We start from the raw sequence: 15,325 nt of genomic DNA on the forward strand, positions 1-15,325 counted from the left end.
CTTATTATATAGCACTTGGAACGCAAAAAAAAGCCTGAAGGCTATCGATTCGCCGCAGACTTTTTTTCCGTCGCTTTTTTAAATTGCGCTTCCCGCTTCTGTACGAAGTAAGTTTCGATCTGATTCGTAAGGATAAAACCCCTTAAAGCATTGGTTTTTTCCTGCGGAATGTCGATATAACTAGCCCCGTAATAAAAACCATTTTCAACCTTTTCTTTTCTTACAATTTCCATCGAACAAGGCATCGTAAAGCCCAAATCCAGCTCGACTTCAAGTTGGGAATGCTTTTGAACGATCTTATCAATCATAGAATTATCATTAATGGTAAATCCTAAGCCGTTGATGGATATATTTTTGATTGAGATACCAAGCGGGTTTTCAAATTGATGTTTATTTCTTTTATTCATATCCTGAAGTCCGAATAAGAGACCTGTATGTTTCACATCCACACGTGGAAATTCCCGTTTTTCTGCGAATTTCTTCCGATTATCAGGTGGATTAATGACAATGACGGAGCCGAATTCTTTGGCAACAACGGTTGTATTCATCACAAACAAGCCGGATTTGGTATAAACCGTCATTTTCGCTTTATCACCAAGTTGAAAGACATCGTATTCCGGCAATTCCACCTCAATGATGTCTCCGAGAGCATAGGTTAGTACGCCAGTGGCTACGAAATCGTCCTTTCCCAACACAGCCTTGCTATCGATTAGCACATCAGCGTCATACCCCTCCTTACTTCCGTAATATTTCATGACGTTATACCCGTTGGCCATTATAATCAGCACCTCTTCCTTACTCAAGTTATTCCCTATATAAAAATAGACCGCCCCTCATGTAGGAGCAGCCTATTACCTCAATCAAAAAAAGCATCGATTTTCGGTAACCAGGCTGCCATAGTTCCAATGGAACCGTAGACCCTCAGCTTTGCGTCCTTGCTTTTCAACAAGTTTGCCTTTGTCGAACCTTGCTATTCATTTTTAGCTATCACGTACTATATGGTCTAAAAGACCTACTAATATCTATCATTATACCTAGCACAGTTGCTATTATCAACAAAATTCCTTGCATAGCTGATCATTTTGTTGTATGTAATGTTAGAAAGATTAAATATCCACAGCTTTTCAAGTTATCCACAAACCTATCCACAGGTTGTTAACAACGGAATGAATGTTCGATTGTTATGCACATGTGGATAAAAATATATTAGCGAGGTGTCCCCCTGTGGATGAACATATCCCCTGGATGAAAGAAGCCATTCAAGAGGCTCTTAAAGCCGAAGCCATCCGTGAAGTACCGATTGGAGCGGTCGTTGTCCATCAAGGTCAAATCATTGGCCGCGGCTACAATTTGCGTGAAACAACCCTAGATCCTCTCGCTCATGCCGAAATGATCGCCATCAAACAAGCGAGCGAGCATCTGCAAGCCTGGCGGCTTTTGGATTGCCAGCTCTATGTCACCCTTGAGCCTTGCCCGATGTGTGCGGGTGCGATTGTGCAATCGCGGATTCCGCAGGTCATCTACGGCACCATTGATCCGAAGGCTGGCTGCGCCGGAACGCTCATGAATTTGCTGCAGGAGGACCGGTTCAATCACCGTGTCGATGTCGTTAGCGGCGTCTTGCAAGAAGAGTGTTCAACGATGCTGACCCAATTTTTCCGTAAATTACGCGGTAAAGCTTAGAAGTTCCTGCATCTAATTCTTCATAGCCGCTGCCAACTCAGCTAGTTTATTCATCGTATTCCAATTTCGTGTTGTTGCAGTGTCCCCAAGCTTCTGGATATTGCCCGCAAGTTTCGAATCCAGAACACTTTGACGAAATAGAAAATAAATTTCACGCCCCTTGATCTGGAATTCGTCCGCATCACTTATTCCTTTGGACAAGAGGTCGGAGGTTTGCTGCGGAGGATCTTCCGATAGCACAGAAATTTGTATCGTTTCGCCTTCTAATAAAGCATCCACCTCATATGGACAAGTCGCAAGAATCTGCGCCAGCTCCTCTATTGTACGCAAAATGACGGTAGGTGAAACGCCTACGGCTTTGCTAATCTCCTGCTCTATACGCTGGCGCAGCGGTTCTACCGCCTCCTCGGACATGAACAAGACATTTCCGGTCTGCAAATACGTTTGCACCTTAGCAAGTCCCGCCGCTTCAAGTGTCTTTTTCAAATCCGCCATTTTGATTTTGTTCTTTCCTCCTACGTTAATACCACGCAGAAAACCAATATAAACCTTCACTTCGGCAACCTCTTCCTTTGATCAAATTATGCATTACTTCAGTTTAATGGATCGGATGAAAAAGAAAATAACCGTACCCAGAATTAGAAGCAATACAAGGCTAAATATCCACATATTTAAAGCAACACTATTTCCCCTTGCAATTTGGATAAGGGTCCATTCGACATACCCAAAAAACACAACGATCAGCATCTTTAAACAGTTCATGAATAAGCGTGCATTACCATATTGCCAGGTAGCATTTTCATTCGTAATTTTGCAGGGATAATTAAACGTATGGGGATATTTGCTTAAGACAGTTAAACCTATATATAGGGTCACGGTTATCACTGGCAGCAGAATAAGACTGAATTTGTTTCCCCAACCGTCCTCTTTCCCTTGACCGTTAAAATGTATCGGTATTTTTTCTGGTATCAGGATCCAGACATAGGCTAAATATGCGAAGATACACAAAGGTTGCGCCACGAAAGCCTTCGTGCTATCATAATTCTTGCCATGCGCCCGTAGCTCAGCAGGATAGAGCAACAGTTTCCTAAACTGTAGGCCGGATGTTCGAATCATCTCGGGCGCGTATACTTTCAAAAAATCAAAGAAAACGCCAGGTAACGGTTATTAGCCGCTGACCTGGCGTTTATTATTTCAGAATTACACTGCCTATAAATTGGCTCTATTGTTCTGGGCAATGATTGCCGATCTCCGCTCTTTGTCTTATTTTGCAAACATCCAGTCATAGCCTTGCTGCAATCGATGTTCTATAATAAACGATAGATTTATTAGTCTTCATTCCAGTCCAAGAACCTATTCCGAAAGGAGCTCCCACTTCGATGACAAGCATCAAAGCTTCATCCTCCTATCGCATTCCGCTCTTCTGTATCGTCACACTGCTGTTCTGGATGTCGATGTATACGAGCGTTCCCATTATGGCGCCTTACGTAGAGTTCCTTGGCGGGAACCACCAGTTAGCCGGATGGATTGTCGGCATGTACGGGATCTCCCAAATGCTGCTGCGAATTCCCGTAGGTATCATGTCAGACAGGTTCCATAAGAGAAGGCTATTTATTACCTTTGGCCTGCTATTCACGGCTATAACAGGTTTAGGCCTATGGATCACTCATGACTTCACATGGATCCTTATTCTCCGAGCACTGGCAGGAGCAGCCGCGGCAACCTGGGTTGATTTTACCGTATTATTTACGAGTTACTATAAGCATGAAGAGTCAACTAAAGCGATCGGAACGATCTCCTTCTTCAATTCACTTGGGCAGGTTTTCGGTATTCTCGGTGCAGGATGGGCGGCAGATTCCTTCGGCTGGGAGGCCGTTTTCATTTTGGGAGCTGTGCTTGGCTTGCTGGGGATGATTGGATCGCTTTTCCTAGTAGAAAAAGTTGAGCTCGATGCGCCTAAAATTACGATGCGCGGTATCGGTGACGTTGCGACGGACCGTACGCTGCTATTCGTTTCCTTGCTCGCTATCTTGTCGCAAGTCCTCATATTCGCAACTGTTTTCGGATTTACGCCTGTTTATGCAACTCAGCTTGGAGCTGATAAATTCTCCTTATCGATGCTTTCATTATTTGCCAACGTACCGGTAGCGCTAGCTTCCTTATTTGGCGGGCGGCGATGGGCTGTCCGGTACGGGGAGAAGCGCATGGTTGTGTGGGGCTTTATTCTTATGGGGATATTTACATTTACGATTCCTTTTACGCATCACCTTTGGGTGCTGATGGTTACTCAGGCTTTTGCCGGCTTTGGTCGCGGTCTTTCTTTTACCTTACTGATGGGGATGAGTATTAAGCATATGCCTGCGGATAAACGGGCGACGGCAATGGGGTTTTTCCAAGCTATTTATGGACTGGGCATGTTCGTTGGACCCGTTCTAATGGGTATAATCGGCGATTGGTTCTCTCTAAACCAGGGATTTATTGTGCTGGGTGTACTTGGCGTTTTGAGCGCACTTCTATCTCAAAGGTTCGTACAAAGTACGCCTTCTAAGCATCAAGCCAAACCTAGCAGTTCTACTGCAGCTCTTTAAAAGGGGGAACGGATCTTGAAGATCCGTTCTTTTTCTTTTTGAAAACGTGCAGGGGTACCGGTGGCGACCTTCGTCTATTCATGCGGAGAGGAGGAGAAGCATATTCAGGAACAAGCACTCGTAAAGCGCATATTGAATGGCGATGAGGCAGCATTCCGTGAGCTTGTAACAACATATCGTCACTATTTGTTCCAAACGATCTTTGCCATTGTACGCCATGCTAAGGATGCAGAAGATTTATCACAGGATGTTTGGACCCGAATCTATTTCTCCCTCCCTCAGTATCAAATGAAGGGTCTGAAAACCTGGATGACTCGCATCGCGGTGAACCGGGCTATCGATTTCAAACGATCAGCCAGCAGGCGTAGGGAAGAAATGACGGCTGAGATGGAGGAACCCATCCAATCCACTGGCACTCATCCTTATTCTGAGCATGGCGTGGAACATGAAGTGATGTTAAATGAGACGACTGAGCTCGTGCGTAAGAAGCTTCATCAAATCCCTGCCAACTATCATGAAGTATTAACGGCCTACTATATTCATCATCAGTCGTATCAGGATATTGCCAATGCTCATGGGGTAACTGTCAAAACGGTAGAATCCAAGCTATATAGAGCCAAGCAGTGGCTTCGTAACAATTGGAAGGAGGAGGAATTCTTGTGACCCATTATAATGAACAAGCGTGGAAGCAATATGTGGAAGAGCGTCTATCACCCGATACTTTAAGTGAGATGGAGCTTCATCTGTATCAGTGTGATGAATGCTTGACGATGTATATGACATGTTTGGAACAAATGGAAGCTATACTTCCGATCATGGAAAAAGATACGCAAGGGTATGTAGATGCCATCATTGCCCGTACGACAGGAACTAAGCGCTCTTGGTACCACTCAACCATGCTGCATTACGGTATTGCGGCAGCGGCTACACTTATCCTGGTGGCTACCGGCTTCTTTCACGGAATTTCGCAGGAGTTGGACTCTGTAGGTACATTTAAACCTACTAACTCTATAAACACCTCTTCTTCCCTGCAAACAGATAAACCGATCTCGGACCAATTGTTAAATAAAACACTGACGTGGCTAGACACGTTACAAAATAAATAAACACAAGGAGGTTACACCCTTAATGCTTAATAAAAGCAGCCTAGTCGCTTTCCTGCTGTCCTTTCTACCTGGAGTAGGCCATCTATATATGAACCGCTTATTACGCGGGCTCCTATACGGTGGTGGGTTCTTTGGATCGTTATTCCTTATCTTCGTGGGAGTCGCTTTTTTGCATGCCCCGGATGACTTCCTGATTTTTATTGCCTTGCTGGCGGCCTTGACATGGGTTGTGAATATGTTGGATATGATTATCTTCCTGCTGCACTCACAGCCCTATCGCTTGCCTAGCTCTTACGGGTCTGAGCAGCATGGCCAGCATGAGCAGGCTTCCTGGGACACCAACCCCTATTCCACTCGAATGGCTGGTCAACAAGAAAAAACAAAAATTATGCTGCTCTCCTTCATCCCTGGACTCGGACATTATCAGCTTGGGTTGATGCATAGAGGTCTTACGGCAATGGTCTCCTTCTTTGGAGTCGCGATATTAGTATTCTTCGTCACCATCATGACGCATAACGAAGGCTTTGTTGCCTTTCTGTTGGCCTTGCCAGTTCTGTGGTTCTATACGATGTTTGACGCACTTAAACAACATGGGAATAAACAAGCGGGGTTAGAGCTTATAGATCGCAGTATTTTCGAAGACTTCCACTTTGGGGATGACTATGGACGCAAAAACCGGACATTGGCAACGATTATCGCCATTTTTCCAGGTGCGGCTCACTTGTACCTCTCTATGACGAAACGCGGCGTCCAGCTCATGGCGATCTTCCTTTTCTCCATTTATATATTGGATGTACTCCGATTGTCTCTGTTTTTATTTTTGATCCCGATTCTCTGGTTTTTTAGCTTTTTTGATGCTTTGCAGAACATTACGAAGTACGAAAATGGAACCCTAATTGATAAACCCATCATCGAGAACTGGACGGCTTATCAACGGCCCATTGGCATGGTTTTGATCTTACTTGGCAGCTACTATGTCTTAAAAGATGTTGTTGTCCAATTTATGTATCAAATTCTACCTAGCGCAAGTAATTACATGTATTTAATTACGAATTTCAGCCAAACCCTCATAGTAGCACTATTGCTAATCGGCGGCGGCATACGTTTGTTAATGACCCGTAAACAACACGTTTCAACGTTTTCGACGTTTACTGATGATACTCATTCGGCGTCGCAACAATCGAATCCAATGCCGCAACACTATCTAGAAATTGACGAAAAAAAGAACCCCTAAGGGTTCTTTTTTGTCGGTGTTGATGATTTCTTTAAAACGTGTTACTCGTAAACCTTAGGAAAATCTGCTTATAAAACACGGTACGTGTCTTTGGCACATCCCCTCCAGCCTGATTATAACAGGTAGAAAAGTCCTCTATGCAACGGTTGTTTCCCTTTCGCTAAACGCTCCAACGGAACCACACCTCTCTGCTCACCGACAAGATATAGTATGTCCGGCTCCTCGGTTTTTAAACATTTTGTAAAGATTATTTTTCGCGTTATTTAGTTTTCATGACCGCGGCCTTCTCCATGGGAAGCTCTAGAGTGATTCTGATTCTTCACTTTCTTGGAGCCTGATAATGGATCTGGACTATTATTGCGATCACTATTCTTTACTGAACCGTTTGCTACCAGATTATCCCCTGCAGAATAAGATTTCGGTTTAGACATTTAGTGGTCTCCCCTATTCTTGTCATGGTTTAATGCATCTTGATGTCTATGATCATTGACTTGCTGCTGAACTTGCTGAGCCTGATGGCTATTAACAGGACTAGCTTCAAAATCTTTAGCTACATTCTGCAAATTTTTATCAACTGCTCTTTGCTTAGTCATTATGATATCCCCCTCCGCCCTTAGGCGTGTGTTACTTTCTGCAAGGCTTGTGCGCATTCATGGATATGGCGAATGTAATCATCCACCAGATTCTGCACAATTTCGCTGGTCTCATCAATGTGTGTAGTGCCCTGCTGCACATCAGTCAGTTCAACCTTAACCTCTCTGTCGTCCACGTAGGTGACTTTAAAATCGATTGTATAGCCCGTATGCCCGGCCGCCATAATATGAACCCACAATGCCTGAGGATCGGCCTCATCGGCCCATACACGCGCCTGATCGGTTTGATGCAGCGTTGTCGGGAGTACCGTCATCCACTCATTTACCAATTCAGCTTGATCAATCGTTAGCTTGTCAGCTTTGCTCATAGGTAACACCTCCACATGTATAAAATGCGGAGGCTACCCGTCTTTTATCCATGTAAAAAAACAACAAAAAAAGCCACACGATTCGTAAAGAATCGCATGACTTCTTGGTTGGGGTATTACCATGGTTACGGAGAGGGTGGGATTCGAACCCACGGAGACCTTGCGACCTCGGCGGTTTTCAAGACCGCTGCCTTAAACCACTCGACCACCTCTCCACGATAGGTGTCTCCAGTTAAGGAGACAACCTTGTGCAGTGACAAAAAGCATTGTAGCACAGATCTTATAGGAGAATCAAGTGCTATTTTTTTGTAATCACTTTAACATTGTTCATGTAAGGAATGAGAACCTCAGGAACCTGAATCGAACCATCAGCTTGTTGGTAATTTTCGAGAATCGCAGCCACTGTACGACCAAGCGCAAGACCTGATCCATTCAACGTATGTACAAATTCCGGCTTCGCCTTCGCATCTCTGCGGAAGCGAATGTTCGCTCTGCGAGCTTGGAAGTCTTCGAAGTTACTACAGCTAGAGATTTCACGGTAGGCGCCGCTGTTAGGCAGCCATACTTCCAGATCGTACGTCTTAGCCGAAGTAAAGCCGATATCCCCTGTGCAGAGTGACAACACACGGTAAGGCAGCTTCAGCAGCTGTAGAACGCGCTCAGCATGCCCTGTAAGCTTCTCCAGCTCATCGTAGGAGTCTTCGGGCTTAACTAGCTTAACAAGCTCAATTTTGTTGAATTGGTGCTGTCTGATTAAGCCGCGTGTATCTCTACCTGCAGATCCAGCTTCTGAACGGAAGCATGCACTGAAAGCAACGAAATTAACAGGAAGCTGCTCATTCGTGAGAATATCTTCCCGGTGATAATTCGTTACCGGTACTTCTGCTGTCGGAATAAGGAAATAATCCGAATTCTCCAGTTTAAAAACATCTTCCTCAAACTTTGGAAGCTGCCCTGTTCCCGTCAAACTCTCACGGTTAACGATATAAGGAGGAAGCATTTCTTCATAACCATGCTCATCGCTGTGCAGGTCCATCATGAAGTTAATCAATGCACGCTCCAGCCTTGCGCCAAGCCCTTTATAGAAAACGAAACGCGAGCCCGTCACCTTCGCCGCAGCTTCGAAATCCAATATGCCCAGCTCTTGCGCTACTTCCCAGTGCGGCTTCACGTCATAATCGAACTGTGGGATCTCGCCTACCCGGCGCAGTTCCACATTCTCTTCTTCTGTGCGGCCCACAGGCACGCTTGAATGGGGCATATTCGGGATGGAAAGCAAGATGTGCTGTAAGGACTCATCCAGTAAGCGAATCTCGTCATCGAGCTCTTTAATGCGGTCTCCGACGACTTTCATTTCTTGGATCAGTTCATCCGCATTCTCGCCGGATCTTTTACGTCCAGCTACCTCTTGGGATACCGTATTTCGATGGTTTTTGAGCTGCTCGGTTTCTTGTAAGAGCTCTCTGCGCTTCAAATCTAATTCCGTGAAGCCGTTCAACTCTTCTATTTGTTTACCGCGGTTTTGCATTGCAGCTTGTACAGCTGCCAAATCACTTCGAAGTAACTTTACATCAAACAAGGAGATTCCTCCGTTAGCGCAAAATGGTTAGAATATGGAAGCAAGCACCTTTACCGGCTATAATCCGGTGATATCAAGGTGCTTGTACCATCAATTATGCTTGTCTTTGCTTTACCATGTCTAAGAAATAGCTGTGCAGACGGAAGTCGTCTGTCAGCTCTGGGTGGAATGACGCTGCAAGGAGATGCCCTTGCTGCGCTGCAACGATCTGGCCGTCATACGTAGCCAGTACCTCTACCCCCGGTCCCACCTTCTCGATCAGTGGGGCCCGAATAAAGACAGCGCGAACGTTCTCGTCGATGCCTTTGATCGGCAAGTCCGTCTCAAAGCTTTCGCGCTGACGACCGAACGCGTTGCGAGCCACCATGATATCCATCAGCTCAAGGTGAGCTTCCGGCTGTCCGGTAATCTCTTTCGCGATGACAATCAACCCCGCGCAGGTGCCGAATATCGGCTTGCCCGCGGCGGAAAAATCCTTCAGCGCATCAATGAAACCATAGGTGCGCATTAACTTGCCAATTGTCGTACTCTCTCCACCGGGTAGAATAATCCCATCAAGATCAGCTAGCTGCTCAGTTCGTTTGACAACGACGCCTTCGGCGCCAGCCTTCTCGATCCCACGAATATGTTCTGCTACCGCGCCTTGCAGCGCGAGAACTCCGATCTTCGTCATTACCAGCCGCGCTCCTGCATACGCTCGGATGCTTGCAGCTTGGAAATTTCGATTCCCTTCATAGGGGCACCCAGGTTTTTGGAGATTTCTGCAATCAATTTATAGTCAGTGTAGTGAGTTACGGCTTCAACAATCGCTTTCGCGAATTTTTCTGGGTTGTCGGATTTGAAAATACCAGATCCAACAAATACACCGTCAGAACCAAGGTGCATCATAAGCGCTGCGTCTGCAGGTGTGGAAACACCGCCAGCTGCGAAGTTAACAACCGGCAATTTACCTGTTTCGTGAACTTGTAGAAGCAACTCATAAGGAGCGCCAAGTGTTTTCGCTTCAAACATCAATTCATCCTTGGACATCCCTTGGATTTTGCGAATTTGACCTTGAATTGTACGCATATGACGAACAGCTTCTACGATATTACCAGTTCCTGGCTCACCTTTGGTACGAAGCATGGAAGCACCTTCACCGATACGACGCAAAGCTTCACCAAGATCGCGGCAACCACATACGAATGGAACCGTGAAATCGCGTTTGTTGATGTGGAATACTTCATCTGCAGGTGTAAGTACTTCACTCTCATCGATATAGTCAACGCCTAGGGATTCAAGAATTTTCGCTTCAACGAAGTGTCCGATTCTTGCTTTCGCCATAACTGGAATGGATACTACTCTCATCACATCTTCAACAATTGAAGGATCAGCCATACGGGATACGCCGCCAGCTGCACGAATGTCAGCGGGTACGCGCTCAAGTGCCATAATTGCGGATGCGCCAGCTGCTTCTGCGATTTTAGCTTGCTCGGCGTTCATAACGTCCATGATGACGCCGCCTTTTTGCATTTCGGCCATACCAGTTTTAACGCGGGAAGTTCCTGTTTCCATTCTTTATTTCCTCCTATAGCTTGTATGCCAATTTCATGCAGTTTCCTACACGATTCGATAGTAAATCTTCTAAACAATTATTTTACATGAAGGAGGGTTAATATACAACCCATTTTCTGGTCTAGGAACCGCCTTTAATCCCTTTAAACATATCGCTGAAGAAGTTTTTGAAGGAGCGGAACAAGAGACGAATCCAGCTGCCTTTTTGTACATCATCATTGGCAATTAGATCAACCGTTTTTTCTTGCCCATTGTAGCTTACCTTCACTTTGCCGAGCGTATCGCCCTTCGTAATAGGCGCTACAAGCTTGCTCTCTTCAAGCGGCTCTGCCGTGATTTTAAAGTCTGTATCTTTCGCACCTTTTCGAGTCACGAACGTCAGACCCGTTTTTGTTACGAGAGGCACTTGCGTTTGAACACCTTTCTTAATGTTTACGATTTTCAAAGAATCTATTTCTTGCTTTGCATTAAGGTAAGGTTTAATTTCGAAATTATTAAATCCGTAGTCGAGCAGCTTTCTCGTTTCATTGAAACGCTCCGGTTCTGTTTTGGTACCCATGACAACGGTTATAATACGCATTCCGTTTCGTTCAGCAGTCCCTGTAAAACAGTACCCTGCATCATCGGTAGAGCCTGTTTTCAAACCATCCAGTCCTGGATAAGCATACTTTTTCAAATTGGTGTTGCTCTGATTTCCTTCTAACATCCAGTTCCAATTGATCATTGGCGTTTTATCCGTAGCTCTTAATTTTAAAGAAGGGATTTTCGTGAATTCAAGAATTTCTTTATGATCTTTAAGGATATTATAGGCCAGAATGCCGGCATCTCGCGCAGTCATTTTGGTCTCACCTTCAATAGATGCCGGCGGATTTTTGAGATCGGCACGTGATAGTCCAGTTGCGCTAATGAAATGAGCTTTGTCCGACATACCAAGTTGTTTGGCTTTTTCATTCATCATTTTCGCAAAATTCTCTTCCGTACCTCCAAGTAATTCAGCAAAAGCCACGGAAGCATCATTCGCGGAATAGATCGACATCGCATTAAACATATCTTTGAAAGTCAGTGTTTCATTTTCAGCGATCAGTTGTCCAGACCCAATAACGTCCGCAGCATTTTTAGTTGCAGTCACTGGCGAATCCCATTTGAATTTGCCTTCTTTAATACTCTCCATTGCCAGATACTCGGTCATCATTTTGGCCATACTGGCTGGCGGGAAAGCTTCATCCGCATTTAGTTCATAGAGCACAGCACCTGTGCTTGCTTCCATAATAATCGCAGATTTAGCTGCTGGTTTAGGTTCATTGAGTGCTGGCGCTGGCGTCGTTGGGGCTGTTGAGGCTGCTGGTGCTTTGGTATCCGCGGCATATGTTGGTTGTATATGTAAAAGTAAGGATTGAGCAATTAAACTAACACCTAACACCAAAGCAACCTTTTTCTTTGTAAAACTTAAAAATCTCACAATTTCACTCTCCTAATGATGTAATAATACGTTATATTGTACCACACCCCATTAGACAAAAAAAAGAAGACGTAGGTTCATTTCCTGCGCCTCCAATTTCATCCATATAGTGACAATTATAACGAGTAATTAGGTGCTTCTTTGGTAATTTGAATATCATGCGGATGACTTTCTTTTAAACCTGCACCCGTAATTCGAATAAACTGGGTATCATTAATAAGTTCTTGAATATTGCGGGCACCACAGTAGCCCATACCTGAGCGAAGACCACCCACGAGTTGGTACACCGTATCCGCCATTGGCCCTTTGTAGGCTACACGACCCTCAATACCCTCAGGAACAAGCTTGCTCTCGTTCTCTTGGAAATAACGGTCCTTGCTGCCTTCCTTCATCGCTCCTAAAGAGCCCATACCCCGGTACACCTTGAATTTACGCCCTTGGAAAATTTCAGACTCACCAGGACTCTCATCCGTCCCAGCAAAAAGACTACCGATCATAACCGCACTGGCGCCGGCCGCGATCGCTTTGACAACATCACCAGAGTATTTGATACCGCCATCTGCGATAATAGGGACTCCAAACTCTGCTGCAGCTTGCGCACAATCATAGATAGCTGTAATTTGAGGAACACCAATCCCTGCAATTACCCTTGTTGTACAAATAGATCCAGGACCAATTCCTACCTTCACCATGGATGCTCCAGCCTTTATGAGGTCACGTGTACCGTCACCTGTGGCTACATTTCCTGCGATGATAGGCAGCTCTGGATACTGTGCTCTAAGCTTTTTCACAGTTTCTGCAATATTAATGTGATGACCATGCGCAGAATCTACGACAATCACGTCGATGCCTGCTTTAACGAGAGCTGCAGCTCTCTCCAGAACGTCCTTAGCAACACCTACAGCTGCGCCTACGAGTAAGCGACCCTGTGCATCCTTAGCGGAGTTAGGGAACTGAATGGCCTTCTCAATATCCTTAATCGTAATTAAACCTTTAAGCTCAAAATTTTCATCAACCAAAGGCAGTTTCTCAATTTTATGCTTTTGAAGAATGCCTTCCGCTTGCTGAAGCGTAGTTCCCACAGGAGCTGTAACCAGATCTTCTTGAGTCATTACTTCTTTGATTTTGATGGAATAATCATGTACAAAGCGCAAGTCCCGATTCGTTAAAATCCCCACCAGCTTGTTCGCTTCATTCACAATCGGTACACCAGATATGCGGTATTTCGCCATCAACTCTTCCGCGTCATAAACATGATGTTCCGGTGTTAGTGAGAAAGGATTCGTGATAACGCCACTCTCTGATCTCTTAACACGGTCAACATGCTCAGCTTGTAGTTCGATGGTCATATTCTTATGGATAATCCCGATACCGCCTTCTCGTGCCATGGCAATTGCAAGCGCAGATTCCGTAACAGTATCCATAGCTGAACTAATGAACGGGATATTTAATTTCACATGAGGCGCAAGTACAGTTGAAACGTCGATCTCCTTACCGAACACTTCTGACTTTCTCGGCACCAACAATACATCATCAAACGTTAAGCCTTCCTTACCAAACTTGTCTTCCCTCACAACACGTATTCCTCCTTAGAGCTCTCTATGAAAGAAAGCTTTGTTCGAATGAATCTTCTCATTCGTTTTGTTTATGATTGCAATCTTAACAAAAGCCTATTTTTCGTGTCAAGGAAAAGGACAAGTCTACCCGATAACCTTCTGTCCGAATAAGTCAATTCCGTTAACGATACGAATACGTGCTGCTCGAGTTCCACAACAAAAATTGTTCCACACCTTGCTCCTTAGCCGCTTTAATTTGCTCCTTAACATCTATAGTCCCATATTTCTTATGGGGCTTCACCCAAGTGGCTGTAAAATCCTGATACCACGGTCTAATTTCCGCAATATGGCTATCTGATTTCACTAATAGCTGATTCTTCCCATTAGCATCGCTAATCGCTTTACGAATAACCGCATAGGGTTGTAAATCAGGATTCTTAATCCCATATACACCGCTAGTGTAATGAGAGGGATACAACATAGGTGAAATATAATGAACCTGCTTACTAATCATCGCCCAATCCTGTCCAATGCCCATATCATTATCAGACGAAGTTGTTAATCCAAAGACATCCGCAGATAAATAAGCTTGTCCACCAATTTGTTCTTTGGCTTTCTTGAGGAAATTCTCGATTACCTGCGCTTTTGTCCATTTATTAGGATTATCAAATTTGACCTCCTGATCCACTTTCTTACCATTCTCAGGAAATCTCACATAATCAAATTGGATTTCATCAAAACCTAATAAAGCTGCCTCTTTAGCAATTTGAATGTTATAATCCCACACTTTTTCCTTATAGGGGTCTACCCAAGCTGTTCCTTTATTATCCTTCCACACGTTACCAGCTTGAGTCACCATCGCATAATTGCTTTTTTTTATGCTTAAATAAGGATCTTTAAAAACAACGACTCGCGCAATCGTATATATGTGCTTCTCCTTTAACCTTAAAAGCATGGCTTTCAGATCACGAATAATAACATGGCTATTAGCCCCTATCTCATTCACCAAAGGAACCGCCGACGGATATGTAACTTGTCCCGAATCGCTCTTAACATCGATAACCATCGCATTCAGATCGGTTTGATCCACAAGGTCAATCAGCTGCTCAAATTTATTACCTACCGCTGACCAGGCAGATACATAAATCCCTTTTACAATCTGCTTAGCGGGCTTTTGAGGCGTGTTTTTGACCTCATCTGATGACAAATGATTCGCTTCTTTAATTGAGATAGGCAATGTCTTCCCTAAATTGTTTAAAGCGCCTAGCGGATCAGTAGCATCCTTGATCGAGTCCATCTTCGCTGAGCAACCACTTGCCATCTGTATTACAAAGAAACCAATAATCAAAACACGCAAACTTCTCCTGTGGATCGATGCACCCATACCAATCCCTCCTCATAGGGCTAGTATGGTTTAATATGTCGCATTGTACTGATGTAAAAAAAGAGTCTTTCTGGAATTTCTTCCAAAAAGACTCTTTATAAGTGCTTGGCAACGTTCTACTCTCCCAGAACCCTGCGGTTCAAGTACCATCGACGCTGGAGGGCTTAACGGTCGTGTTCGAGATGGGAACGCGTGGGTCCCCTCCGCCATCATCACCAAAC

17 protein-coding genes, 2 tRNA genes, 1 rRNA gene and 1 riboswitch are annotated in these 15,325 nt (G+C 44.6%); of the genes, 6 read left to right on the top strand and 14 right to left on the bottom strand.

The window, feature by feature from the left end; translation table 11 throughout:
* Positions 1 to 41: 41 nt before the first annotated feature.
* A complete protein-coding gene (locus ASG85_RS23775) occupies positions 42 to 776 on the bottom strand; it encodes a PilZ domain-containing protein (protein WP_057303715.1) in 735 nt (244 codons plus the stop codon).
* 102 nt (positions 777 to 878) lie between these two features.
* Positions 879 to 966: riboswitch (cyclic di-GMP riboswitch) on the bottom strand.
* Positions 967 to 1,245: 279 nt separating this feature from the next.
* Here ASG85_RS23775 and tadA point away from each other — a divergent pair.
* Positions 1,246 to 1,683 (top strand): tRNA adenosine(34) deaminase TadA, encoded by a 438-nt coding sequence (gene tadA, locus ASG85_RS23780; protein ID WP_414858786.1) that lies wholly within the window; start codon positions 1,246 to 1,248, stop codon positions 1,681 to 1,683.
* Positions 1,684 to 1,695: 12 nt separating this feature from the next.
* On the opposite strand, the gene ASG85_RS23785 is transcribed toward tadA, so the two are convergent.
* Both ASG85_RS23785 and ASG85_RS23790 read right to left on the bottom strand, forming a co-directional pair.
* Entirely contained in the window at positions 1,696 to 2,238 is a 543-nt protein-coding gene (locus ASG85_RS23785; RefSeq protein ID WP_057303713.1) for a DUF1697 domain-containing protein, read from the bottom strand.
* Between the two features lie 33 nt (positions 2,239 to 2,271).
* On the bottom strand, positions 2,272 to 2,703 hold the full coding sequence (locus tag ASG85_RS23790) for a DUF1648 domain-containing protein (RefSeq protein WP_060647922.1): 432 nt from the start codon (positions 2,701 to 2,703) through the stop codon (positions 2,272 to 2,274).
* Positions 2,704 to 2,735: 32 nt separating this feature from the next.
* Here ASG85_RS23790 and ASG85_RS23795 point away from each other — a divergent pair.
* The 5 genes from ASG85_RS23795 to ASG85_RS23815 all read left to right on the top strand — a co-directional run bounded on the left by ASG85_RS23795 (position 2,736) and on the right by ASG85_RS23815 (position 6,611).
* Positions 2,736 to 2,809: transfer RNA gene (locus tag ASG85_RS23795), tRNA-Arg, on the top strand.
* A gap of 253 nt (positions 2,810 to 3,062) precedes the next feature.
* Positions 3,063 to 4,271, top strand: a complete 1,209-nt coding sequence (locus ASG85_RS23800; RefSeq protein ID WP_057303711.1) for an MFS transporter — start codon at positions 3,063 to 3,065, stop codon at positions 4,269 to 4,271.
* A 60-nt stretch (positions 4,272 to 4,331) separates the two neighbouring features.
* Entirely contained in the window at positions 4,332 to 4,934 is a 603-nt protein-coding gene (locus tag ASG85_RS23805; RefSeq protein WP_235550208.1) for an RNA polymerase sigma factor, read from the top strand.
* On the top strand, positions 4,931 to 5,377 hold the full coding sequence (locus tag ASG85_RS23810) for a hypothetical protein (protein WP_060647923.1): 447 nt from the start codon (positions 4,931 to 4,933) through the stop codon (positions 5,375 to 5,377). Before ASG85_RS23805 ends, ASG85_RS23810 begins: the two co-directional genes overlap by 4 nt.
* A gap of 22 nt (positions 5,378 to 5,399) precedes the next feature.
* Positions 5,400 to 6,611, top strand: a complete 1,212-nt coding sequence (locus tag ASG85_RS23815; RefSeq protein ID WP_063860359.1) for a hypothetical protein — start codon at positions 5,400 to 5,402, stop codon at positions 6,609 to 6,611.
* A 263-nt stretch (positions 6,612 to 6,874) separates the two neighbouring features.
* Here the strand turns inward: ASG85_RS23815 and ASG85_RS37175 are convergent, their stop codons facing one another.
* The 11 genes from ASG85_RS37175 to rrf form a co-directional block, all read right to left on the bottom strand.
* Positions 6,875 to 7,042 carry a small acid-soluble spore protein P gene (locus ASG85_RS37175; protein ID WP_082562210.1) on the bottom strand — a complete coding sequence of 56 codons (168 nt, stop codon included), beginning with the start codon at positions 7,040 to 7,042 and terminating at the stop codon, positions 6,875 to 6,877.
* Positions 7,043 to 7,204, bottom strand: a complete 162-nt coding sequence (locus tag ASG85_RS38770) for a hypothetical protein (RefSeq protein WP_164484184.1) — start codon at positions 7,202 to 7,204, stop codon at positions 7,043 to 7,045.
* A 20-nt stretch (positions 7,205 to 7,224) separates the two neighbouring features.
* Complete coding sequence (locus ASG85_RS23820; protein ID WP_057303708.1) at positions 7,225 to 7,572, bottom strand: hypothetical protein; 348 nt, start codon at positions 7,570 to 7,572, stop codon at positions 7,225 to 7,227.
* Between the two features lie 128 nt (positions 7,573 to 7,700).
* Positions 7,701 to 7,787 (bottom strand) — tRNA-Ser (locus ASG85_RS23825).
* Positions 7,788 to 7,870: 83 nt separating this feature from the next.
* Complete coding sequence (gene serS, locus ASG85_RS23830; protein WP_060647924.1) at positions 7,871 to 9,151, bottom strand: serine--tRNA ligase; 1,281 nt, start codon at positions 9,149 to 9,151, stop codon at positions 7,871 to 7,873.
* A 94-nt stretch (positions 9,152 to 9,245) separates the two neighbouring features.
* Positions 9,246 to 9,824, bottom strand: a complete 579-nt coding sequence (gene pdxT, locus ASG85_RS23835) for a pyridoxal 5'-phosphate synthase glutaminase subunit PdxT (RefSeq protein WP_060647925.1) — start codon at positions 9,822 to 9,824, stop codon at positions 9,246 to 9,248.
* Complete coding sequence (gene pdxS, locus ASG85_RS23840; protein WP_029195693.1) at positions 9,824 to 10,705, bottom strand: pyridoxal 5'-phosphate synthase lyase subunit PdxS; 882 nt, start codon at positions 10,703 to 10,705, stop codon at positions 9,824 to 9,826. The genes pdxT and pdxS overlap by 1 nt, the downstream gene beginning before the upstream one ends.
* Positions 10,706 to 10,826: 121 nt before the next feature.
* Positions 10,827 to 12,164, bottom strand: coding sequence for a D-alanyl-D-alanine carboxypeptidase family protein (locus tag ASG85_RS23845; RefSeq protein ID WP_060647926.1), 1,338 nt, complete (start codon positions 12,162 to 12,164; stop codon positions 10,827 to 10,829).
* Positions 12,165 to 12,280: 116 nt separating this feature from the next.
* The gene (gene guaB / locus ASG85_RS23850) at positions 12,281 to 13,738 is read right to left on the bottom strand and encodes an IMP dehydrogenase (RefSeq protein ID WP_057303704.1); all 1,458 of its coding nucleotides are present in this window, start codon (positions 13,736 to 13,738) and stop codon (positions 12,281 to 12,283) included.
* Positions 13,739 to 13,901: 163 nt separating this feature from the next.
* Positions 13,902 to 15,104, bottom strand: coding sequence for a putative glycoside hydrolase (locus ASG85_RS23855; RefSeq protein WP_235550209.1), 1,203 nt, complete (start codon positions 15,102 to 15,104; stop codon positions 13,902 to 13,904).
* Positions 15,105 to 15,207: 103 nt separating this feature from the next.
* Positions 15,208 to 15,324: ribosomal RNA gene (rrf, locus tag ASG85_RS23860) — 5S ribosomal RNA — on the bottom strand.
* Position 15,325 lies beyond the last annotated feature (1 nt).

The organism is Paenibacillus sp. Soil724D2, assembly GCF_001427935.1.
GTDB lineage: Bacteria > Bacillota > Bacilli > Paenibacillales > NBRC-103111 > Paenibacillus_E.